The organism is Bradyrhizobium sp. F1.13.3, from assembly GCF_040548265.1.
In the GTDB taxonomy this organism is placed as follows: Bacteria; Pseudomonadota; Alphaproteobacteria; order Rhizobiales; family Xanthobacteraceae; genus Bradyrhizobium.
On record NZ_JBEPRI010000002.1, the window covers coordinates 938,303 to 958,157 of the forward strand.

Genomic DNA, 19,855 nt, shown 5'->3' on the forward strand with positions numbered 1-19,855 from the left:
GGCTGCGCGCGTAAGCTCTGACGTTGCCGAGGTCGCGAAGCGTCCGAAGAACCGGCCGGGCAGCCGCGAGCGATCGTCGATGACGACGCGCTTGACGGGCGAGGGGCTGGTCAAATCTGGAAACATTCCAAGAATATATAGCAGGCCGAATTGGAATCGCGAGGGCTTTGACGCGCACGGCTGACGCAACAAAAAAGCGCGGGGTTTGGCCCCGCGCTCTCGGTAACTCGCCTGTAAGCGGAGCTTACTCGTTGACGGCAGCAGCCGGGCGGTCCTGCTTCTTCTCGACGATGCGGGCCGACTTGCCGCGAAGGTTGCGGAGATAATAGAGCTTGGCGCGACGCACCTTGCCGCGGCGCACCACCTTGATCGAGTCGATCATCGGCGACATCACCGGGAACACGCGCTCCACGCCTTCGCCGTACGAAATCTTGCGTACCGTGAAGCTCTCGTTGAGACCGCCGCCGGAACGGCCGATGCAAACGCCTTCATAGGCCTGCACGCGGGTGCGGTCGCCTTCGACGACCTTCACGTTGACGATCACGGTGTCGCCGGGACCGAACTCCGGAATCTCCTTGGTGGCGGAGAGCTTGTCGAATTGCTCTTTTTCGAGCTGTTGGATCAGGTTCATGGGTAAATCTCCATCGGCGCGCCCAGCCTTGGAAAACGGGGGCTGCGCGAAATTCGTTTATCCAGCCATTGCGGATGTGGCCGCTGCTATAAGGCAAGCCGGAGCGTTTGTCACCCGTCTGTCTTGTTTTTTGGCGTTTTTTGGCGTCCGGCCCGATTCGGGACTTTGCTCGGAATTTGGGCCCACATATCCGGTCGCCGGGCCGCCGTCAGGGCCTCGGATTCCGCCCGCCGCCAGCTGGCGACCTTGGCATGGTCACCGGAGGTCAGAATCTCCGGGATCGGAACCCCCTCGAACAGCTGCGGCCGGGTGTATTGGGGGTATTCGAGCAGGCCGTCGGAGAAGCTCTCTTCGGTTCCCGAGGCCTCCTTGCCCATCACGCCCGGCAGCAGCCGAACACAGGCGTCGATCAGGGCCAGGGCCGCGATTTCCCCGCCGGAGAGCACGTAATCCCCGATCGAGACCTCCTCCAGGCCCCGCCCGTCGATCACGCGCTGGTCCACCCCCTCGAACCGTCCGCAGACGATCAGGGGACCCGGGCCCTTGGCCAGTTCCAGGACGCGGGCCTGGGTCAATGGCCGCCCCCTCGGGCTCATCAGCAATTTTGGCCGGTTCTGCTCGCTTTCGGCGGCATCGATGGCGGCCGCCAGAACATCGGCCCGAAGCACCATGCCCGGGCCGCCGCCGGCCGGGGTGTCATCGACGCTGCGGTGGCGGTCCTTGGCCGAGGCCCGGATGTCCCGCGCCTCCAGCTCCCAGAGCCGGCCAGCCAGCGCCCGGCCGGCCAGGCTCACGCCCAGCGGCCCCGGAAACATCTCCGGAAACAGCGTCAGCACGGTCGCGCGCCAGGGTGAGGGATTGGTCATCGGATCTCAGTTATTGTCGTCCCAGACAAGCGGAGCGCAGATCCGGGACCCATAACCACCGCATTTCGTTTTGCGACGGCTGGAGCGATCAGCTTAGCTAAAAATTCTGGCCTGTGGTTATGGGTCCCGGCCCTCCGTGCGCAAGTTGCGCACTAGGCCGGGACGACTCGGGGAGGAATCCTCCTCCGTGTCTTCTGCCTCGATCTCCTGCGGCAGCGCGATCACGACGCGGCCGCCGGCGATGTCGACCTCCGGCACCACCGCGTCCGTGAACGGCAGCAGCATCGTGGTGCCCTTGGGCGGCGCGATCTCGATGATGTCGCCGGCGCCGAAATTGTGGATCGCGAGCACGCGGCCGAGCGCATCGCCCGCCGTGGTGACGGCGGCGAGCCCGATCAGATCGGTGTGGTAATATTCGCCCTCGTCCGTCGCGGGCAGCTTTTCGCGCGCGACGTAGAGCTCGATGCCGTTGAGGCGCTCGGCCTCATCGCGGGTCGTGACGCCCTTGAACGTCGCAACCAGATGATCCTTGGCCGCGCGCGCCGTTGCGACCTCGAACTGGCGCTTGCCGTCCTTGGACGAGAGCAGACCGTAAGTCCGCACGGCAAATGGATCTTCCGTGAAGGTCCACAGCTTGACCGCGCCGCGCACGCCATGCGCGGCGCCGATCCGCGCGACGCAGACCAGCGCCGGCATGATCTGGCCTTAACCCTTCGCGGCGGCTTCGGCCTGCGCCTTGCGCTCCTTGCGCGGCACGGCCTTCTCCGGATTGTTGCGCACTTCGCGCTTCTTGACGCCGGCTGCGTCGAGGAAGCGGGACACGCGGTCGGACGGCTGCGCGCCCTTGGCGAGCCAGGCCTTCACCTTGTCCATGTCGAGCTTCAGACGGGTCTCGTTATCCTTCGGCAGCAGCGGGTTGAAATAACCGAGACGCTCGATGAAGCGGCCATCGCGGGGAAAGCGCGAATCGGCGACGACGACGTGATAGACGGGGCGCTTCTTGGTGCCTGCACGGGCGAGACGGATAACGACGGACATCTAAGTTCTCCTTCAAAGTACGTTTTGTTCGGTTGATTGGTATTCCGCGTTGCGCGAGACCGTTGCGATCTCCCGCGACGAATTCCTCATTTCTTCTTGCCCGGAAAACCGCCGAGACCCGGCAGCATCGGCTTGCCGCTCAGCCCGGTCAGGCCCGGAACATTCGGCAGACCCTGGCGCAGCCCGGGCGGCAAATCCTTCGGCAGGCTGGGCAGACCTTGTCCGCCGCCGCCCTGCATCTTCTCCTGCAGCGCCTTCATCTCTTCCGGCGAAGGCGGCTTCATGCCGCCGCCAAAGCCCATCGCCTGCGCAATGCCCGCGAGCGGACCGCGCTTGCCGGAGCCCATGGCCTTCATCATATCGGCCATGTTCCGGTGCATCTTCAGCAGCTTGTTGACCTGCTCGACGCTCTGGCCGGAACCTGCGGCGATGCGCTTCTTGCGGCTGGCCTTGAGCAGATCGGGATGACGGCGCTCGTCGCGCGTCATGGAATCGATCACCGCGACCTGGTGCTTCAAGATCTTGTCATCGATGCCGGCGGCCGCGATCTGGTTCTTCATCTTGGCGATGCCGGGCATCATGCCCATCAGGCCGCTGATGCCGCCCATATTGGCCATCTGCGACAGCTGCTCGCGCATGTCGTTGAGGTCGAACTGACCCTTGCGCATCCGCTCGGCGGTGCGTGCGGCCTTTTCGGCATCGATGTTGGCGGCAGCGCGTTCGACCAGCGACACCACATCGCCCATGCCCAGGATGCGGCCGGCGATACGGTCGGGATGGAAATCCTCCAGCGCATCGGTCTTTTCACCGGTGCCGAGCAGCTTGATCGGCTTGCCTGTCACTGCACGCATCGACAGCGCGGCGCCGCCGCGGCCGTCGCCGTCGACGCGGGTCAGCACGATGCCGGTGAGGCCGACGCGCTCGTCGAAGGCGCGGGCGAGATTGACGGCGTCCTGGCCGGTGAGGCTGTCTGCCACCAGCAGCACTTCATGCGGATTGGCGGCGGCTTTGATCGCCGCTGCTTCGGCCATCATCTCTTCGTCGAGCGTGGTGCGGCCGGCGGTGTCGAGCAGCACGACGTCGTAGCCGCCGAGCTTGCCGGCCTCCAGCGCGCGCTTCGCGATCTGCGCCGGCTGCTGGCCTGCGACGATCGGCAGCGTCGGAATGTCGAGATCGCGGCCCAGGACGGCCAGCTGCTCCATCGCCGCGGGACGGTAGATGTCCAGCGAGGCCATCAGCACCTTGCGCTTGTCGCGCTGGACCATGCGACGGGCGAGCTTGGCGGTGGTGGTGGTTTTGCCGGAGCCTTGCAGGCCGACCATCATGATCGGCACCGGCGGCACGGAATTGATATCGATGGTCTGGCTTTCGGCGCCGAGCGTGTTGATCAGCTCGTCATGGACGATCTTGACCACCATCTGGCCTGGCGTCACCGACTTGACGACGGTAGCGCCGATCGCCTGCTCGCGGACCCGCTCGGTGAAGCTGCGCACTACTTCGAGCGCGACGTCGGCTTCCAGCAGCGCGCGGCGCACCTCGCGCATCGCGGCGTCGACGTCCTTTTCGGTCAGCGCACCGCGCCCCGTCAGACGATCGAGAATGCCGCCAAGCCGTTCCGACAGATTGTCGAACAATGCCGTTGTCCCTTGTCCTGCCTACGCAGGGTTGCCGTATTCACCGTCGTCATGCGCCGGCTTGACCGGGGGCATCCAGTACGCCGCGGCGCGTCGGCTCAAGCCGAGCTGCCTCTGGAATACTGGATCCCCCGCCTTCGCGGGATGACACCTTCGCGAAGCGATCTTCCAAACACCTTTACGCCCGAGGGCGCACAGCGCTGTCGGGCGTTGGCCTCTGGCCTCCGGGGCCAGTGGGCGGGTCGAAAAGAAAGCCTTTCCGAGAAAGTGGCCGGGTTAAACGCCGCTCCCGCCCGAAAGTCAAGGAAAGTTAGGGTGGCCGGGGCCGCTTTGGAAGGCAAAGCCTTGAAAAGATGAACTTTCCGGCGGCGGGTTCCTTTTCCGCAGGCCCCGCCCATATAGCGCTGATGTCCTGCCCCTTCGACCATCCCTGAAGCCAGATCCGTGCCGATCACCCGCCGCCGCCTTTTCGGACTGCTCGTCGGTGCCAGCGCATTGGTCGGCGTACCCTCCCTTTGGATGTCCCGCATGAAAACCTATGACGGCCCGGTCTCCGACCATTTCGACGGCCTGAACTTCTTCGATCCGGACGGCGCGCCGCCGAAATCGCTTCGTGAGGTCCTGCGCTGGCAATTCGGCGGCAAGCGGCAGCGCGCGACCTGGCCGGACTGGGCGCCGAGCCCTCATGCCGACACCCCGCCGGACCGCGTTGATGGCGACAAGGTGCGGCTGTCCTTCGTCGGCCACGCCAGCTGGCTGATCCAGACCGGCGGCCTCAACATCCTCGTCGATCCCGTCTGGTCGACGCGGGTCTCACCCGTCAGCTTTGCCGGGCCGAAGCGGCACAACGATCCCGGCATTGCCTTCGATCATTTGCCGAAGATCGATATCGTGCTGGTCTCGCACGGCCATTACGATCATCTCGACACGGCGACGTTGTCGCGGCTCGCCAAGAATTTTGCCCCGCGTGTGGTGACCCCGCTCGGCAATGACGTCACGATGCGCAGTACCGATGCGACGATCAAGGTGGACGCGTTCGACTGGCACGATCGCGTCGAGCTCGGCGGCGGCATCGCCGTGACGCTGGTGCCGACCCGGCACTGGTCGGCGCGCGGGATGTTCGATCGCAACAAGGCGCTATGGGCGAGTTTCGTGCTGGAGACGCCTGCGGGGAAAATCTACGTCGTCTGCGATTCCGGCTATGGCGATGGCGGGCATTTCCGCCGCGTCGCCGAGAAGCATGGGCCGTTGCGTCTGGCGATCCTCCCGATCGGCGCCTACGAGCCGCGCTGGTTCATGCGCGATCAGCACATGAACCCGGAAGATGCGGTGAAGGCGCTGGCGGATTGCGGCGCGCAGGAAGCGCTCGGGCATCACCACGGCACGTTTCAGCTGACCGATGAAGCGATCGATGCGCCGGCGAAGGCGCTGGTCGAGGCGCTCGATGCCGCGAAGGTTCCGCAGGAGCGGTTCGTGGCAATGAAGCCGGGGCAGGTGGTGGAGATCTGACGCCTCCGTGCGATTTATCTCCGCTGTCGTCCCGGACAAGCGGAGCGCAGATCCGGGACCCATAGCCGCAGGGAGAAGTTTGGCGAAGATTCTGAGTTACCTGTGTCGCGTCACAACCACTCCCTGTGGTTATGGGTCCCGGCCTGCGCCGGGACGACACCGTTGTGGTGGCCGGCAGTGTGCCTCGTACGGCCTAGGGCCCCGCCTTGATCGCCCAGCTCAGATTCACCGTCACTGCCAGCGTCTCTTCGCCCGGCGCGACCGCGGCCTGCGGTGCGGCCATGGGAGCTGCGGCCATGCGTCCCTTGAACAGCGGCATCGGGGCGCCGCCTTCGGACACGCTGAGCGGCGCGCCGAGCGTGACGCCGGTGGCCTTGGCGTAGATCTCCGCTTTGCGGCGGGCGTCTGCGACAGCCTTCTCGCGGGCATCGTCGAGCAGTTTCGAGGCCTGCGTCACCTCGAAGGAGATGTTGCCGATGTCGTTGGCGCCGGCGCCGACCAGCGTGTCGATGATGGCAGCGACCTTGGTCACGTCGCGGATCTTTACGGTGACGCGGTTAGAGGCGCGGAAGCCGACCACCGGCGAGGCGCCGGTGGATTTGTTCTGGCCGTATTGCGGCTGCAGCGACAGCCGCGAGGTCTGGTAATCCTTCTCGTCAATGCCTGCGCCCTTCAGCGCCAGCAGCACCTTGCCCATGGCGGCGTTGTTGGCGTCGGAAGCTTCCTTCGCAGACTTGGCGTCGTTGGCGACGCCGGCGTCGATCTGCGCGAGATCAGGCGCGGCGGAGACCGTGGCTTCGCCGCTCACCGAAATCGCCGACGGAAAATCGTCGGCGAGCGCAGGCGTTGCCAGCAGCGCGGCGGCAAAGGACGTAACGAGGGAGGTCAAAAGGATGGCAGGCTTGTTCATGGGTCTCACTTCAGCGGCACGAAAACATTGATCACGAGCTTGTCCTCGGCCGTCTTCAGAGGATCGGTGAGGTATTCCTCGATGAAGGTGTCCTTGGCTTCCAGCTTCTTGTCGTCGAGGTGATTGGTGATCGCCTCGTAGGTGTTGTCCATGTTGTCGTAGGAGCCGCGATGGACGAATTTCAGCGCCTTGCCCTCGGGCGATTTACCGACGCTCATGTCCTTGGGCAGGTTCTTCGGGTCCTGCTCGACCGGGATCTCGGCAAGGAAGGTGAAGCCGGTATCGTCGGTCGAGGTGTAGACGATCATCGCATTGCCGGCGGGCTTGATGCCCTGCTTGTCCAGAAGCGTGTTCAGCGCCTTGAAGGCGTCGATCAGCGTGTCGAAGGCCGAGTCCCAATTGGCAGTGCCCTTGACCATCACGACCTTCTTGGGCTCGAGCGTGGTCTCCTGGCCGAAGGGATCGGCGCTCTGCACGGGAGCCGGCGTCGCGGCCGCAGCGGGCGGCGGGGCGGCGGGGCTGGGTGAGGCACTGGCAGCGGGCGATGGCGAGGTTGCAGGGGACGTGGCAGGGGACGTTGCGGGGCTTGGTGAGGCGCTTGCCGCCGGCGAGGGCGTAGCCACGGGTGCGGGTGAGGCACTTGCCGCGGGGGCGGGCGAAGCAGACGGGGCCGGCGAGGGGCTCGCCGATGCGGCCGGCGCCGGGCTCGGCGTTTGGGCCAGCGTGGCGGACAGAGTAAACGACAAGGCCGCTGCCGGGATCAGCGCGGCCAAAGCGAGACGACGAAACCTGAACATTTTTATTCTCCCCAATAGCTTATCCGCCAAGGCCTTACGTCCCCGAAGCCTCAACCCCGGCCGCATGTCCCGGATCGCGCGAATTTCGCCGTTCTAACACGCGAGCGCCGAATTCGTCCCATGACAGATGCGTCATGGCAGCGTCCTGGCTCTTGTCGGCAAATCACTGGCCAAGAGGGCCAAGGATCGCCATATAAGGCAGGCGAAATTCGGGAATTTTCATGAGCGCGCTGGCCAACCACGCATTTGCCAAGATGAACGGCATCGGCAACGAAATCGTCGTTGTCGACATGCGCGATTCCACCTCAAAGGTCACCCCGGACGATGCCCGTGCGGTGGCATCGGCGCGAGGCGGCGTGCCCTACGACCAGCTCATGGTGCTGCAGAAGCCGCGCTTCGACGGCACCGAAGCGTTCATCAGCATCTACAACAGTGACGGCTCCGAGGCAGGCGCCTGCGGCAACGGCATGCGCTGCGTCGTGCGCCGCATCTTCGAGAAGACCGGCCAGACCAATGCGACGTTCGAGACGGCCGCGGGCCTGCTCAATGCCTGGCAGGGTCCGGCGCCGGATCTTTATACGGTGGACATGGGCGCGCCAAAATTCGCCTGGCAAGACATTCCGCTCGACCAGGAATTCCGCGACACCCGCTACATCGAATTGCAGATCGGCCCGATCGACAATCCGATCCTGCATTCGCCCTCGGTGGTCAGCATGGGCAATCCGCATGCGATCTTCTGGGTCGACGACGTCAATGCCTACGACCTCGAGCGTTTCGGTCCGCTGCTGGAAAATCACCCGATCTTCCCGGAGCGCGCCAACATCACGCTCGCCCATATCGTCGATCCCCAGCACATCACGATCCGCACTTGGGAGCGCGGCGCCGGCCTGACCAGGGCCTGCGGCTCGGCCGCATGTGCCACGGCGGTTGCGGCCGCGCGGCTGAAGCGCGCCGAGCGCAATGTCGAGATCACGCTGCCTGGCGGCAAGCTCGGGATCGAATGGCGCGAGCGCGACGATCACGTGCTGATGACGGGCACGGCAACCTTCGAATATGAAGGCAGTTTCGATCCGGCGCTGTTCGCGCCGGTCGGCTAATGACCGTCGACGTCGTCACCTTCGGCTGCCGCCTCAATGCCTTCGAGGCCGAGGTGATCCGCCGCGAGGCCGAGGGCGCGGGCCTTTCAGATACCATCGTCATCAACAGCTGCGCCGTCACCAACGAAGCGGTGGCGCAGGCGCGCCAGTCGATCCGCAAATTGAAGCGCGAGCGGCCGGGAGCGCGCATCGTCGTCACCGGTTGCGCGGCGCAGACGCAAAGCGGCATGTTTGGCGACATGGCCGAAGTCGATCGCGTCGTCGGCAATGACGACAAGATGCGGTCGTCCGCATGGCGCGAGGCGCGTGCGGCGTTCGATCTCGGTGCCAGCGAAAAAATCGCCGTCAGCGACATCATGGCGGTGAAGGAGATGGCGCCGCATCTCATCGCCGGCTTTGCGAGCGGCCTGCCGCGGGTGTTCGTGCAGGTGCAGAACGGCTGCGACCATCGCTGCACCTTTTGCATCATTCCGTTCGGGCGCGGCAATTCGCGCTCGGTACCGATGGGCGCGGTGGTCGATCAGGTGCGGGAATTGGTCGAGCGCGGCCATGCCGAGATCGTGCTGACCGGCGTCGACCTCACCAGTTACGGCTCGGACCTGCCGGGCGCGCCCAAGCTTGGCATGCTGACGAAGCAGATCTTGCGGCATGTGCCGGAGTTGAAGCGCCTGCGCATCTCATCGATCGATTCGATCGAGGCAGACAGCGATCTCTTGGATGCCATCGCCGAGGATTCGCGGTTGATGCCGCATCTGCACCTGTCGCTGCAGTCCGGCGACGACATGATCTTGAAGCGCATGAAGCGGCGGCATACGCGTGGCGACGCAATCGCGTTCTGCGACCAGGTCCGTCGCCTGCGCCCGGATATCGCGCTGGGGGCCGACATCATTGCGGGCTTTCCGACCGAGACCGAGGAGATGTTCTCGCGTTCGCTCGATCTGGTCGGGGAATGCGGCCTGACGTTCCTCCACGTCTTCCCCTATTCGCCACGCCCCGGCACGCCGGCCGCGCGGATGCCGCAGGTCGCGGGCGTTGCGATCAAGGAGCGGGCGAAACGGCTACGTGCGGCCGGTGAGGCTGCGCTTCTGCGGCGGCTGCAAGCCGACATCGGCGCCACGCGTGAGGTGCTGATCGAGAGCGAGGAGCAGGGGCGGACGGAGCATTATCTGCCGGTGGCGATTGCGGGCGAGCGTATGGGGAGTGTGGTGCCGGTCAGGATCGTCGGCAATGATGGCGAGCGTCTCACCACATAACCAGTGTCGTCGCCCGGCTTGACCGGGCGACCCAGTACGCCGCGGCTACTCCGTGTCCCACTAACGTCTCTGGAATACTGGATCACCCGCTTTCGCGGGTGATGACACCGGTGCGTGTGGTGCGCAGCAAGCGCCTACAACGCCCGCACCTGCCAGAACCGCAGCGTCCGCCGCGCATTCTCCGGGGTCATGCGCGCGTAATGGCTTTGAGCCCTTGCGATATCGGCCGGCTTCATCGCGCCGGTCGCAAAGCGGCTCTGAAGCACGGCGGCGGTGGTCTCCCAGCTGAGCTGCGCCGCCTTGCACGGCACCAGCAGGCCGTCCTCGCGCAGGCTTTGCATCAGCGGGCGGATCACTTCGACGGTCGATCCCGACAAGGCGGCCAATGCGGCAACCGCTTCTTCATAGCGCCGCTGCGTGGCGAAGCCGAGCAACGTCGCCTCGCTGAGCTGGCCGGTCGCCTTGAGGCCTGCGACGGCGCGCTTGGCACCTTCGAAATCGCGGACGCCCGACATCTCGCGCTCCACACCGACGGTGACGGCGGCGATCGCGGTCTGGATCTCCTCGAACAGATGCGGCGGCGCGCGCGACAACAGGCGGGTCCGCACGGCATCGCTCGCCGAGCGCAGCAATTGACGGCGCAGGTCTGACGGCAGATCGACGCGGACGCCGACGCTGACCGCGAGCTCGGGGTCGGCCTCGGCCTGTCCCACGATGACGGCAAATCCGTTTCCGGACACGCGCGCGCCGGGATTGGCGGCGAGCCGCCGGCTGACGCTGGGATAACGTCGCGCCAGCAATGCATCGGTGACGATCTCCTTCAGCCACCAGCGTCCTGCGACCGCGAGCAGATGCGGCTCGCCCTTGCTCGAGGCGATCTGCACCAGCGCGCCGTCGTCGAGGCGCGCGGATTCCTGCAGCACGGGACCGGCGATGCGGATCTCGTCATTGTTGGCGAGGCGGCGGATGACCGAGGGCGGCGCCTGCGCGATCGGCGCGAGCTGCGCGCTGATCTCGGCGAGCGCTACGCGCGCCCCCAGGTCGGCGATGGCCCGGAGCTCGATGGTGCCGATCAGGCGATCGAGCACGTCGTCGAACAGTGCGATCTGCTCGTCGTCGAAACTGCCGGCGGAGGACAGGAACAGGTCGGTGACGCGGCGGGCGGTTGCCAGGCCCTTTTCCGCGGAGCCTGTCCGAAGCGCGGACTCGACCTCGTCGATGATCGATAATTCGGCCGTGGACATGACGCGCAGCTCGTCCTGAGCAGATTGACGGAAGCTTGTTCTAAGCAACAATTATCATTAGCGACGAGCACTGAACGTTTCGTAAACCATCGAGCGATGACCCTCATCCTGAGGAGCCCGCAAAGCGGGCGTCTCGAAGAATGGCCGCAAGCGAGATGCGGCCCTGCATGGTTCGAGACGGCCGCTACGCGGCCTCCTCACCATGAGGGACTGACAGGATTATTCTCCATTCCACCCGCAGGCGCGGAGCCGCTCGTGCATGTGGGGCGGCGCCGGCGCCACCACGCGGACCGGCTCCTTGTTGCGGGAGATCGGCACCACGATCTCGCGGGAATGCAGGTGCAGCTTCGGCTCGCCGAAGCGCGGGCCGTTGCCGTAAATGTTATCGCCAAAGATCGGCCAGCCGGTCGCGGACGAATGCACCCGCAATTGATGGGTCCGCCCGGTCACCGGTTCCATGGCGAGCCAGGTCAGGCCATGGCCCCGGCCCATCACCTTCCAGTTGGTGATGGCCTTCTGGCCCTCGGGATCGGGCTTCTGCCACCAGCCGCGCTCGGCGTTCAGCCGCCCGAGCGGCATGTCGATGGTGCCTTCGTCCTCGGTGGGGCCGCCCTCGACGATGGTCCAGTAGGTCTTGCCGATCTTGCCATGCTTGAACAGCAGGCCGAGCGAGGCCGTCGCCTTGCGATGGCGGCCGAGCACGAGGCAACCGGAGGTGTCCTTGTCCAGCCGGTGGGCCAGCACCGGCGGCCGCGGCAGGCCGAAACGGAGCGCGTCGAAGGAGGTTTCCAGATTGGCGCCGCCCTTGGGTCCGCGATGCACCGGCAGCCCGGCCGGCTTGTCGATGACCAGCATCAATCCGTCGCGATGGAGCACGCGCGCCAGGATTTCGTCGGCGGTCAATTCGGGAACATCGAGCAATTGCAGGACTTTCGGTCAAGACTTTCGTTTGGGAGCCGGAACGGCTAACACACCGCCATCATGAACGATACCACCCCCGAGACCCCCAAGCTGAGCTGGTGGCGCCGCCTGTCCGACGGGCTGAAGCGCACCTCGTCCTCGCTCGGGACCGCGGTTGCCGACCTCGTCACCAAGCGCAAGCTCGACCGCGCCATGCTCGACGACATCGAGGACGTGCTGCTGCGCGCCGACCTCGGCACCTCGGTCGCGGTGCGGATCGCGGACGCCGTCGGCACCGGGCGCTACGACAAGGCGATCTCGGCGGACGAGGTCAAGGACGTCGTCGCGACCGAGGTCGAGAAGGTGCTGGCGGCGGTGGCGAAGCCGCTCGAGATCGACGCCGGCAAGAAGCCGTTCGTCATCCTCGTGGTCGGCGTCAACGGCTCCGGCAAGACCACCACCATCGGGAAACTCTCGCAAAAATTCGCGTCCGAAGGCCGCAAGGTGATGCTGGCGGCCGGCGACACGTTTCGCGCCGCAGCGATCGAGCAGCTCAAGGTCTGGGGCGAGCGCACCAGGACCCCCGTCATATCAGGCGCGCAGGGCTCGGATTCAGCGAGCCTCGCCTTCAACGCGCTGACGGCGGCGAAGGAGCAGGCCATCGACGTGCTCCTGATCGACACCGCCGGGCGGCTTCAGAACAAGGCCGAGCTGATGAACGAGCTCGAAAAGGTCGTGCGCGTGATCCGCAAGGTGGACGCGACAGCGCCGCATGCGGTGCTGCTCGTGCTGGACGCCACCGTCGGCCAGAACGCGCTGTCGCAGGTCGAGGCGTTCCATCGCACCGCCGGGGTCACCGGTCTCGTGATGACGAAGCTCGACGGCACTGCACGCGGCGGCATCCTGGTGGCGCTTGCCGAAAAATTCAAATTGCCGGTGCATTTCATCGGCGTCGGCGAAGGCGTCGACGATCTCGCGCCGTTCACTGCGCGTGATTTCGCCCGCGCCATCGCCGGAATCGAAAGCTGAAGAATGGACAAGACCCAGCCGCACCCGCTGTTCAAGCTTGCGACCGAGCTCGGGCCGCTGCTCGTGTTCTTCTTCGTCAATGCCAAGTTCAACCTGTTCGCCGCGACCGGCGCCTTCATGGTCGCGATCGTCGCGGCGATGATCGCCTCCTATGTGGTGACGCGCCACATTCCGATCATGGCGATCGTGACAGGCGTCATCGTGCTGGTGTTCGGCACGCTGACCTTGGTGCTGCACGACGAGACCTTCATCAAGCTCAAGCCGACCATCATCTACGCTTTGTTCGCCGCGATCCTCGGCGGCGGCCTGTTGTTCGGCCGCTCCTTCATCGCGGTCATGTTCGACCAGATGTTCAATCTGACGCCGCAGGGCTGGCGCATCCTGACGCTGCGCTGGGCGCTGTTCTTCGCCGGCATGGCGGTGTTGAACGAGATCGTCTGGCGCACCCAGAGCACGGACTTCTGGGTCAACTTCAAGGTGTTCGGCGTCACGCCGATCACCATGATCTTCGCCATCGCCCAGATGCCGCTGACCAAGCGTTATCACCTCGAGCCGGCGTCGCTGGAAGCGAGCGAGGCCGAGGCGGGCGACGTGCGGAAGGGGTAACGCTCTCTCAACTCGTCATTGCGAGCGAAGCGAAGCAATCCAGAATGTCTCCGCGGAGGGATGCTGGATTGCTTCGTCGCAAGGGCTCCTCGCAATGACGGTGGCTATTTCAACGCCTTCTCCATCTGCGGCAACAACACCGTCCGCAAATTGTCCGGCGTGATCGGTCCCACCAGCTTGTAGACGATGGTGCCTTCGCGGCCAACGACGAAAGTCTCCGGCACGCCATAGACGCCCCATTCGATCGAGGCGCGGCCGTTGGCATCGACGCCGACGCGGCCGAACGGGTTGCCGTAGCGCCCCAGGAAGCGCCGCGCATTGTCGGCGGCATCCTTGTAGTTGATGCCGACGAGCTGGAAGCGCTTGTCTTTTGCCAATTCGGTCAGGAGCGGCGCCTCGTCGTGGCATGGCACGCACCAGGACGCCCAGACATTGACGAGGCTGACCTTGCCCTTGAACGCAGCGGGATCGAGGCCGGGGATCTGCGCGTTGTCGGCCTGCAATCCCTCGAGCGGCGGCAGCATGGTTTGCGGCGCGGGGCGTCCGATCAGCGCGGAAGGAATTCGCGAGGGATCGCCGCTGCCGAGCCGGAACCAGAACAGCAGCGCCAGGCCGATGAAGGCGATCAGCGGCAGCACCATCAGGAAGGTGCGGCGCTGCGGCGGAGCTGAGGTCGATTGATCGCTCATGGTGTGTCCGTCGCGCTACGGCCGGAGCGGCGGGTCACGCCGCTGCGCTCGAGCTCGCGCAGGCGCTGTGTCTGGCTGCGATAATCGAGCACGATCCAGCCGATCAGGATCACGACCACGAGCGCGGCCGCGGCATAGGATGTCACGATGAAAGACGCGTAGGGGCCGAGCGACATGATCATGCAGCCCCAACTTCTTTTGACGTGCTGTCTTCACGCGAACTGATACCGGCTTCTGAAAACGCCACACGGCTCGCCTGCATCATCTGCAGAGATCGCACGCGCCGGCGCAAAATTTCGTTGCGCATCGCCGCGATATGCAGCGTGACGAACAGCAGGGTGAATCCGACCGCCATCACCAGCAGCGGAATCAGGAACGATCTGTCGAGCGACGAGCCGCCCATCCGCATCACCGAGGCCGGCTGGTGCAGCGTGTTCCACCAATCGACCGAGAACTTGATGATGGGCAGGTTGATCGCGCCGACCAGGGTCAGCACGGCGGCGGCGCGCGCCGCGCGCGAGGGCTCGTCGACCGCGCGCCACAGCGCCATCAGGCCGACATACATCAGGAACAGGATCAGCACCGAGGTCAGCCGTGCGTCCCATTCCCAATAGGTGCCCCACATCGGCCGGCCCCACAGCGAGCCCGTCAGCAGCGCAAGGAAGGTGAACGCGGCGCCGATCGGCGCTGCGGCTTTGGCGGCGACGTCGGCGAGCGGATGCCGCCACACCAGCGTGCCCAGCGAGGCGATGCTCATCACGCCCCACACGAACATCGACAGCCATGCATTGGGTACGTGGATGAACATGATCTTCACCGTCGCGCCCTGCTGATAGTCGTCGGGCGCGGTGGCGGACTGATAGAGCCCGATCGCGAGCAGGATGATTGTCGCGGCCGCAAGCCATGGCAACAGCCGCGCCGTCAGCGCGAGGAACCGTGTGGGATTGGCGAGGTCGATCAGCGTCATGGTATCCTGATAATCACAGGTAAGCGCTCACGCAATCAGCACGAAAGTCCGCAGCGAAAATTGATCGGGGTCAAGGTCAATCCAGTCCATCTCAGTCCAGTCCATGCTTCAGGCTCGCCGCAGCCGCGAAGGGGCCGATCACGAGGCTGACCAGCGACAGCGCGCAGAGGATCGAGAATGGCGCGCCGAAGGTCATGGGTCCGACGATCGCCGCCTGCGAGGCCGCGACGCCGAAAATCAGCACCGGGATCGACAGCGGCAGCACCAGGACCGCCATCAACAGGCCGCCACGATGCAGCGTCACCGCCAGCGCCGCACCGATCATCCCGGTAAACGTCAGCGCCGGGGTGCCGGCGAGCAGCGTCAGCGCCACGGCGCCGGTTGCGACCATGTCGAGGTTGAGCAGGAGGCCGAGCACTGGGGTTGCGACGATCAGCGGCAGGCCCGCCGCCAGCCAATGCGCCAGCGCTTTCGCCGCGCAGGCGAGTTCCAGCGGGGTCCGGCTCATTGTGATCAGGTCGAGCGAGCCGTCCTCGTGGTCGGCCATGAACAGCCGGTCCAGGGTCAGCAGGCTCGCCAGCAGCGCCCCCAGCCACAGGATCGCCGGCCCGAGCCGCGACAGCAGCGCCAGATCCGGCCCCACCGCAAACGGCATCAGCACCACCACGGTCAGGAAGAACAGCACGCCAATCAACGCCCCGCCGCCGACGCGGAGCGCGATCCGGATGTCCCGGCGAATGAGGGCGGACAGGGCGGTCATGGGGGGCTCCCATTGTGCCTCAGGCACGGTGCGCTCCCTCCCCCGCTTGCGGGGGAGGGTTGGGGAGAGGGTGTCTCGATAACGAAGATTCCCCCAGAGGAGAGAACCCTCACCCGGCGCTGCGCGCCGACCTCTCCCGCAAGCGGGAGAGGCGAGGGAGCCCGCGGCGACGACTGCGTCCCGGGTGCGAGAGCGGCACCCGGCCGCTTGGAAAACTGATGGTCCATCGGAATCACGCCATCCCCCCGATCCGCAGCTCCCGCGAATCGATCCCGAGCGGGGCGTGGGTGGCAGCGACGATCAGGCCGCCGCGCGCCAAGTGCTCGCGCATCAATCCGGAAAACATGTCCTGTCCGGCGACATCCAGCGCGTTGGTCGGCTCGTCCAACAGCCAGACCGGGCGGCGCACGGTCAATAGCCGGGCCAGCGAGAGCCGGCGGCGCTGGCCGGCGGACAGGAAGGCCGCTGGCAAATCGGCGGCATGGTCGAGCCCGACGGTGGCGAGGCTCTCGCCGGCCTCAAAACGCTCGCCGCCGAGAAAATCGGCCCAGAATGTCAGATTCTCCGCCACGCTCAGGGCCGGCTTCAGGGCGTCGCGATGGCCGAGATAGTGGCATTGCTCTGGCAAAGTCAGCTCGGCGTCGCCTCCGTCCAGCGCGATCGTGCCGCCCGCCGGAATGAGCAGGCCCGCGATCAGCCGCAGCAGCGACGTCTTGCCCGATCCGTTGCGGCCGACGACTGCCACGGCTTCGCCGGAGCCGGCCTCGAAATCGAGCCCGGAAAACACCTCGCGCCCGCCCCGCACGCAAATGACCCCGCGTCCGGAAAGCTGCATCTTGCCTCGTATCGATCCGCTCAAAGCCAGGCCTCAGGAAATCTTGGGGTAGCGCATGGGAATTTTTGGCTCGCGGATTGCCGCGGCGCGATTGTGGCTGTGGCGGCGCGGTTAGAAAGCTTCTATAAGCCCGGAACTACTTGATGCAGCAACTCAACCTGCCCCCCGCAAGCGACTCAGCCTGCCTACGCTGACGGTGTTAAAATACCCTGCCGGGTATAACTGACAATTGGGATTTCCTACATGACCTCGCTCGACAGCTTCAAATGCAAAAAGACCCTCAAGGTCGGCGCCAAGACCTATGTCTATTACAGCCTGCCCACGGCCGAGAAGAATGGTCTGAAGGGAATTTCGAAACTCCCCTATTCGATGAAGGTTTTGCTCGAGAACCTGCTCCGCAACGAGGACGGCCGCTCGGTCAAGAAGCAAGACATCGTCGCGGTGTCGAAGTGGCTGCGCAAGAAGTCGCTGGAGCATGAGATCGCCTTCCGCCCGGCGCGCGTGCTGATGCAGGACTTCACCGGCGTGCCCGCCGTGGTCGATCTCGCCGCGATGCGCAATGCGATGCAGAAGCTCGGCGGCGATGCCGAGAAGATCAATCCGCTGGTGCCGGTCGATCTCGTCATCGACCACTCCGTGATCGTGAACTTCTTCGGTGACAACAAGGCCTTCGGCAAGAACGTCACCGAGGAATACAAGCAGAACCAGGAGCGCTACGAGTTCCTGAAATGGGGCCAGAAGGCGTTCTCGAACTTCTCCGTCGTGCCGCCGGGCACCGGCATCTGCCACCAGGTCAATCTCGAATATCTCTCCCAGACGGTCTGGACCAAGAAGGAGAAGATGACGGTCGGCAAGAAGACCGGCACCTTCGAGGTCGCCTATCCCGACTCGCTGGTCGGCACCGATTCCCACACCACCATGGTCAACGGTCTCGCCGTGCTCGGCTGGGGCGTCGGCGGCATCGAGGCGGAAGCCTGCATGCTCGGCCAGCCGCTGTCGATGCTGCTGCCCAACGTCGTCGGCTTCAAGCTGAAGGGCGCGATGAAGGAAGGCGTCACCGCGACCGACCTCGTGCTGACGGTGACGCAGATGCTGCGCAAGCTCGGCGTGGTCGGCAAGTTCGTCGAGTTCTTCGGCCCCGGGCTCGACCATCTCTCGGTCGCCGACAAGGCGACCATCGCCAACATGGCTCCCGAATACGGCGCGACCTGCGGCTTCTTCCCGGTCGACGCCGCCGCGCTCGATTATCTCAAGACCTCCGGCCGCGCCTCGGCGCGCGTCGCGCTGGTGCAGGCCTATGCGAAGGCGCAAGGGCTGTTCCGTACCGCCAAGTCGCCCGATCCGGTGTTCACGGAGACGCTGACGCTCGACCTCGGTGACGTCGTGCCGTCGATGGCCGGCCCGAAGCGCCCCGAAGGCCGCATTGCGCTGCCGTCCGTGGCCGAAGGCTTCTCGCTCGCCCTCGCCACCGAATACAAGAAGGCCGAGGAGCCGGCGAAGCGCTTTGCCGTGGACGGCAAGAACTTCGACATCGGCCATGGCGACGTCGTCATCGCCGCGATCACCTCCTGCACCAACACCTCGAACCCGAGCGTGCTGATCGGTGCCGGTCTGCTGGCGCGCAACGCCGCGGCGAAGGGCCTCAAGGCAAAGCCGTGGGTGAAGACCTCGCTCGCTCCGGGCAGCCAGGTGGTGGCGGCCTATCTCGCCGATTCCGGCCTGCAGGCCGATCTCGACAAGGTCGGCTTCAACCTGGTCGGCTTCGGCTGCACCACCTGCATCGGTAATTCCGGTCCGCTGCCCGAGGAGATCTCGAAGTCGATCAACGACAACGGCATCGTCGCGGCTGCCGTGCTCTCCGGTAACCGCAACTTCGAAGGCCGCGTCTCGCCGGACGTGCAGGCGAACTATCTGGCCTCGCCGCCGCTCGTGGTCGCCCACGCGCTCGCAGGCAGCGTCACCAAGAATCTCGCGGTCGAACCGCTCGGTGAAGGCAAGGACGGCAAGCCGGTCTATCTGAAGGACATCTGGCCGACGACCAAGGAGATCAACGCCTTCATGAAGAAGTTCGTGACCGCGGCGATCTTCAAGAAGAAATATGCCGACGTGTTCAAGGGCGACACCAACTGGCGCAAGATCAAGACGGTCGAGAGCGAGACCTATCGCTGGAACATGAGCTCGACCTATGTGCAGAACCCGCCCTATTTCGAAGGCATGAAGAAGGAGCCGGAGCCGGTCACCGACATCGTCGAGGCACGTATTCTCGCCATGTTCGGCGACAAGATCACGACCGACCACATCTCGCCGGCCGGTTCGATCAAGCTCACCTCGCCCGCGGGCAAATATCTCAGCGAGCACCAGGTGCGTCCGGCCGACTTCAACCAGTACGGCACGCGGCGCGGCAACCATGAAGTCATGATGCGCGGCACCTTCGCCAATATCCGCATCAAGAACTTCATGTTGAAGGGCGCCGACGGCAATATTCCGGAAGGCGGCCTCACCAAGCACTGGCCCGACGGCGAGCAGATGTCGATCTACGACGCCGCGATGAAGTACCAGCAGGAGCAGGTGCCGCTGGTGGTGTTCGCCGGCGCCGAATACGGCAACGGCTCCTCGCGCGACTGGGCCGCGAAGGGCACGCGTCTGCTCGGCGTGCGCGCCGTGATCTGCCAGAGCTTCGAGCGCATCCACCGCTCCAACCTGGTTGGCATGGGCGTGCTGCCGCTGACCTTCGAGGACGGCACCTCCTGGTCGTCGCTCGGTTTGAAGGGCGACGAGAAGGTCACGCTGCGCGGCCTCGTCGGCGACCTCAAGCCGCGCCAGAAGCTGACCGCGGAGATCGTCTCCGGCGACGGTTCGCTGCAGCGGGTTTCGCTGCTCTGCCGCATCGATACGCTGGACGAGCTCGAATATTACCGCAACGGCGGCATCCTGCACTACGTGCTGCGCAAGCTCGCGGCGTAAGCGCGGATTTGTGAACGGTGGCTCACTGCGAAGTGAGTAGTAGGTTACACGAAGGCGGCCTATCACAGGCCGCCTTCGTGCGTTCGCGGTAGGCTTCAGATGGGCCCCGCCCTGCGGAGAAGCTCA

General features: G+C 65.2%; 20 protein-coding genes. 6 read left to right on the plus strand and 14 right to left on the minus strand.

Annotated elements, in window-relative coordinates; all coding sequences use genetic code 11:
* Positions 1–244 precede the first annotated feature (244 nt).
* The 5 genes from rplS to ffh all read right to left on the minus strand — a co-directional run bounded on the left by rplS (position 245) and on the right by ffh (position 4,169).
* Entirely contained in the window at positions 245–631 is a 387-nt protein-coding gene (gene rplS, locus ABIB66_RS09255; protein ID WP_354209675.1) for a 50S ribosomal protein L19, read from the minus strand.
* A gap of 110 nt (positions 632–741) precedes the next feature.
* A complete protein-coding gene (gene trmD / locus ABIB66_RS09260; RefSeq protein ID WP_354209674.1) occupies positions 742–1,497 on the minus strand; it encodes a tRNA (guanosine(37)-N1)-methyltransferase TrmD in 756 nt (251 codons plus the stop codon).
* A gap of 117 nt (positions 1,498–1,614) precedes the next feature.
* Complete coding sequence (gene rimM / locus ABIB66_RS09265) at positions 1,615–2,193, minus strand: ribosome maturation factor RimM (RefSeq protein ID WP_354209673.1); 579 nt, start codon at positions 2,191–2,193, stop codon at positions 1,615–1,617.
* A 9-nt stretch (positions 2,194–2,202) separates the two neighbouring features.
* Positions 2,203–2,535 (minus strand): 30S ribosomal protein S16, encoded by a 333-nt coding sequence (rpsP, locus tag ABIB66_RS09270; protein WP_007598827.1) that lies wholly within the window; start codon positions 2,533–2,535, stop codon positions 2,203–2,205.
* A gap of 86 nt (positions 2,536–2,621) precedes the next feature.
* Positions 2,622–4,169 (minus strand): signal recognition particle protein, encoded by a 1,548-nt coding sequence (gene ffh / locus ABIB66_RS09275; protein WP_354254716.1) that lies wholly within the window; start codon positions 4,167–4,169, stop codon positions 2,622–2,624.
* 444 nt (positions 4,170–4,613) lie between these two features.
* Here ffh and ABIB66_RS09280 point away from each other — a divergent pair, with 444 nt between their 5' ends.
* The gene (locus tag ABIB66_RS09280) at positions 4,614–5,678 is read left to right on the plus strand and encodes an MBL fold metallo-hydrolase (protein WP_354209672.1); all 1,065 of its coding nucleotides are present in this window, start codon (positions 4,614–4,616) and stop codon (positions 5,676–5,678) included.
* A gap of 193 nt (positions 5,679–5,871) precedes the next feature.
* Here the strand turns inward: ABIB66_RS09280 and ABIB66_RS09285 are convergent, their stop codons facing one another.
* Together ABIB66_RS09285 and ABIB66_RS09290 are read right to left on the minus strand one after the other, a co-directional pair.
* On the minus strand, positions 5,872–6,588 hold the full coding sequence (locus ABIB66_RS09285; RefSeq protein ID WP_354209671.1) for an SIMPL domain-containing protein: 717 nt from the start codon (positions 6,586–6,588) through the stop codon (positions 5,872–5,874).
* Positions 6,589–6,593: 5 nt separating this feature from the next.
* Positions 6,594–7,385 (minus strand): GyrI-like domain-containing protein, encoded by a 792-nt coding sequence (locus tag ABIB66_RS09290; RefSeq protein ID WP_354209670.1) that lies wholly within the window; start codon positions 7,383–7,385, stop codon positions 6,594–6,596.
* A gap of 221 nt (positions 7,386–7,606) precedes the next feature.
* Here ABIB66_RS09290 and dapF point away from each other — a divergent pair, with 221 nt between their 5' ends.
* Positions 7,607–8,482 (plus strand): diaminopimelate epimerase, encoded by an 876-nt coding sequence (gene dapF / locus ABIB66_RS09295; RefSeq protein WP_354209669.1) that lies wholly within the window; start codon positions 7,607–7,609, stop codon positions 8,480–8,482.
* Positions 8,482–9,735 (plus strand): tRNA (N(6)-L-threonylcarbamoyladenosine(37)-C(2))-methylthiotransferase MtaB, encoded by a 1,254-nt coding sequence (gene mtaB / locus ABIB66_RS09300; protein ID WP_354209668.1) that lies wholly within the window; start codon positions 8,482–8,484, stop codon positions 9,733–9,735. The genes dapF and mtaB overlap by 1 nt, the downstream gene beginning before the upstream one ends.
* A gap of 134 nt (positions 9,736–9,869) precedes the next feature.
* Here the strand turns inward: mtaB and ABIB66_RS09305 are convergent, their stop codons facing one another.
* Together ABIB66_RS09305 and ABIB66_RS09310 are read right to left on the minus strand one after the other, a co-directional pair.
* Entirely contained in the window at positions 9,870–10,979 is a 1,110-nt protein-coding gene (locus tag ABIB66_RS09305; protein ID WP_354209667.1) for a DUF2336 domain-containing protein, read from the minus strand.
* A gap of 219 nt (positions 10,980–11,198) precedes the next feature.
* Positions 11,199–11,900, minus strand: coding sequence for an RluA family pseudouridine synthase (locus ABIB66_RS09310; protein ID WP_275174219.1), 702 nt, complete (start codon positions 11,898–11,900; stop codon positions 11,199–11,201).
* Positions 11,901–11,960: 60 nt separating this feature from the next.
* Between ABIB66_RS09310 and ftsY the strand changes: the two genes are divergently transcribed.
* Both ftsY and ABIB66_RS09320 read left to right on the plus strand, forming a co-directional pair.
* Positions 11,961–12,908: a signal recognition particle-docking protein FtsY gene (gene ftsY, locus ABIB66_RS09315; protein ID WP_247284929.1), complete on the plus strand. Its 948-nt coding sequence runs from the start codon at positions 11,961–11,963 to the stop codon at positions 12,906–12,908.
* Between the two features lie 3 nt (positions 12,909–12,911).
* Positions 12,912–13,514 carry a septation protein A gene (locus ABIB66_RS09320; protein WP_007598838.1) on the plus strand — a complete coding sequence of 201 codons (603 nt, stop codon included), beginning with the start codon at positions 12,912–12,914 and terminating at the stop codon, positions 13,512–13,514.
* Positions 13,515–13,618: 104 nt separating this feature from the next.
* On the opposite strand, the gene ABIB66_RS09325 is transcribed toward ABIB66_RS09320, so the two are convergent.
* The 5 genes from ABIB66_RS09325 to ccmA all read right to left on the minus strand — a co-directional run bounded on the left by ABIB66_RS09325 (position 13,619) and on the right by ccmA (position 16,765).
* Entirely contained in the window at positions 13,619–14,203 is a 585-nt protein-coding gene (locus ABIB66_RS09325) for a DsbE family thiol:disulfide interchange protein (protein WP_354209666.1), read from the minus strand.
* Entirely contained in the window at positions 14,200–14,385 is a 186-nt protein-coding gene (gene ccmD / locus ABIB66_RS09330) for a heme exporter protein CcmD (RefSeq protein ID WP_354209665.1), read from the minus strand. Before ccmD ends, ABIB66_RS09325 begins: the two co-directional genes overlap by 4 nt.
* Entirely contained in the window at positions 14,382–15,170 is a 789-nt protein-coding gene (locus ABIB66_RS09335) for a heme ABC transporter permease (protein ID WP_354254717.1), read from the minus strand. Before ABIB66_RS09335 ends, ccmD begins: the two co-directional genes overlap by 4 nt.
* 91 nt (positions 15,171–15,261) lie before the next feature.
* A complete protein-coding gene (gene ccmB / locus ABIB66_RS09340; RefSeq protein WP_106945554.1) occupies positions 15,262–15,930 on the minus strand; it encodes a heme exporter protein CcmB in 669 nt (222 codons plus the stop codon).
* A 232-nt stretch (positions 15,931–16,162) separates the two neighbouring features.
* Positions 16,163–16,765: a heme ABC exporter ATP-binding protein CcmA gene (gene ccmA, locus ABIB66_RS09345; protein ID WP_354209663.1), complete on the minus strand. Its 603-nt coding sequence runs from the start codon at positions 16,763–16,765 to the stop codon at positions 16,163–16,165.
* A gap of 243 nt (positions 16,766–17,008) precedes the next feature.
* Between ccmA and acnA the strand changes: the two genes are divergently transcribed.
* Complete coding sequence (gene acnA / locus ABIB66_RS09350; protein WP_354209662.1) at positions 17,009–19,729, plus strand: aconitate hydratase AcnA; 2,721 nt, start codon at positions 17,009–17,011, stop codon at positions 19,727–19,729.
* Positions 19,730–19,855: the final 126 nt, after the last annotated feature.

What these genes read in the sequence shown, in the direction of transcription:
- dapF (WP_354209669.1), top strand. Translation starts at nt 7,607, where the DNA reads ATGAGCGCGCTGGCCAACCACGCATTTGCCAAGATGAACGGCATCGGC.
- ABIB66_RS09305 (WP_354209667.1), bottom strand. Translation starts at nt 10,979, where the DNA reads ATGTCCACGGCCGAATTATCGATCATCGACGAGGTCGAGTCCGCGCTT.
- rplS (WP_354209675.1), bottom strand. Translation starts at nt 631, where the DNA reads ATGAACCTGATCCAACAGCTCGAAAAAGAGCAATTCGACAAGCTCTCC.
- rimM (WP_354209673.1), bottom strand. Translation starts at nt 2,193, where the DNA reads ATGCCGGCGCTGGTCTGCGTCGCGCGGATCGGCGCCGCGCATGGCGTG.
- ABIB66_RS09325 (WP_354209666.1), bottom strand. Translation starts at nt 14,203, where the DNA reads ATGAGCGATCAATCGACCTCAGCTCCGCCGCAGCGCCGCACCTTCCTG.
- ABIB66_RS09335 (WP_354254717.1), bottom strand. Translation starts at nt 15,170, where the DNA reads ATGACGCTGATCGACCTCGCCAATCCCACACGGTTCCTCGCGCTGACG.
- ccmD (WP_354209665.1), bottom strand. Translation starts at nt 14,385, where the DNA reads ATGATCATGTCGCTCGGCCCCTACGCGTCTTTCATCGTGACATCCTAT.
- mtaB (WP_354209668.1), top strand. Translation starts at nt 8,482, where the DNA reads ATGACCGTCGACGTCGTCACCTTCGGCTGCCGCCTCAATGCCTTCGAG.
- ccmB (WP_106945554.1), bottom strand. Translation starts at nt 15,930, where the DNA reads ATGACCGCCCTGTCCGCCCTCATTCGCCGGGACATCCGGATCGCGCTC.
- ABIB66_RS09285 (WP_354209671.1), bottom strand. Translation starts at nt 6,588, where the DNA reads ATGAACAAGCCTGCCATCCTTTTGACCTCCCTCGTTACGTCCTTTGCC.
- ccmA (WP_354209663.1), bottom strand. Translation starts at nt 16,765, where the DNA reads ATGCAGCTTTCCGGACGCGGGGTCATTTGCGTGCGGGGCGGGCGCGAG.
- acnA (WP_354209662.1), top strand. Translation starts at nt 17,009, where the DNA reads ATGACCTCGCTCGACAGCTTCAAATGCAAAAAGACCCTCAAGGTCGGC.
- trmD (WP_354209674.1), bottom strand. Translation starts at nt 1,497, where the DNA reads ATGACCAATCCCTCACCCTGGCGCGCGACCGTGCTGACGCTGTTTCCG.
- ABIB66_RS09320 (WP_007598838.1), top strand. Translation starts at nt 12,912, where the DNA reads ATGGACAAGACCCAGCCGCACCCGCTGTTCAAGCTTGCGACCGAGCTC.
- rpsP (WP_007598827.1), bottom strand. Translation starts at nt 2,535, where the DNA reads ATGTCCGTCGTTATCCGTCTCGCCCGTGCAGGCACCAAGAAGCGCCCC.
- ftsY (WP_247284929.1), top strand. Translation starts at nt 11,961, where the DNA reads ATGAACGATACCACCCCCGAGACCCCCAAGCTGAGCTGGTGGCGCCGC.
- ABIB66_RS09290 (WP_354209670.1), bottom strand. Translation starts at nt 7,385, where the DNA reads ATGTTCAGGTTTCGTCGTCTCGCTTTGGCCGCGCTGATCCCGGCAGCG.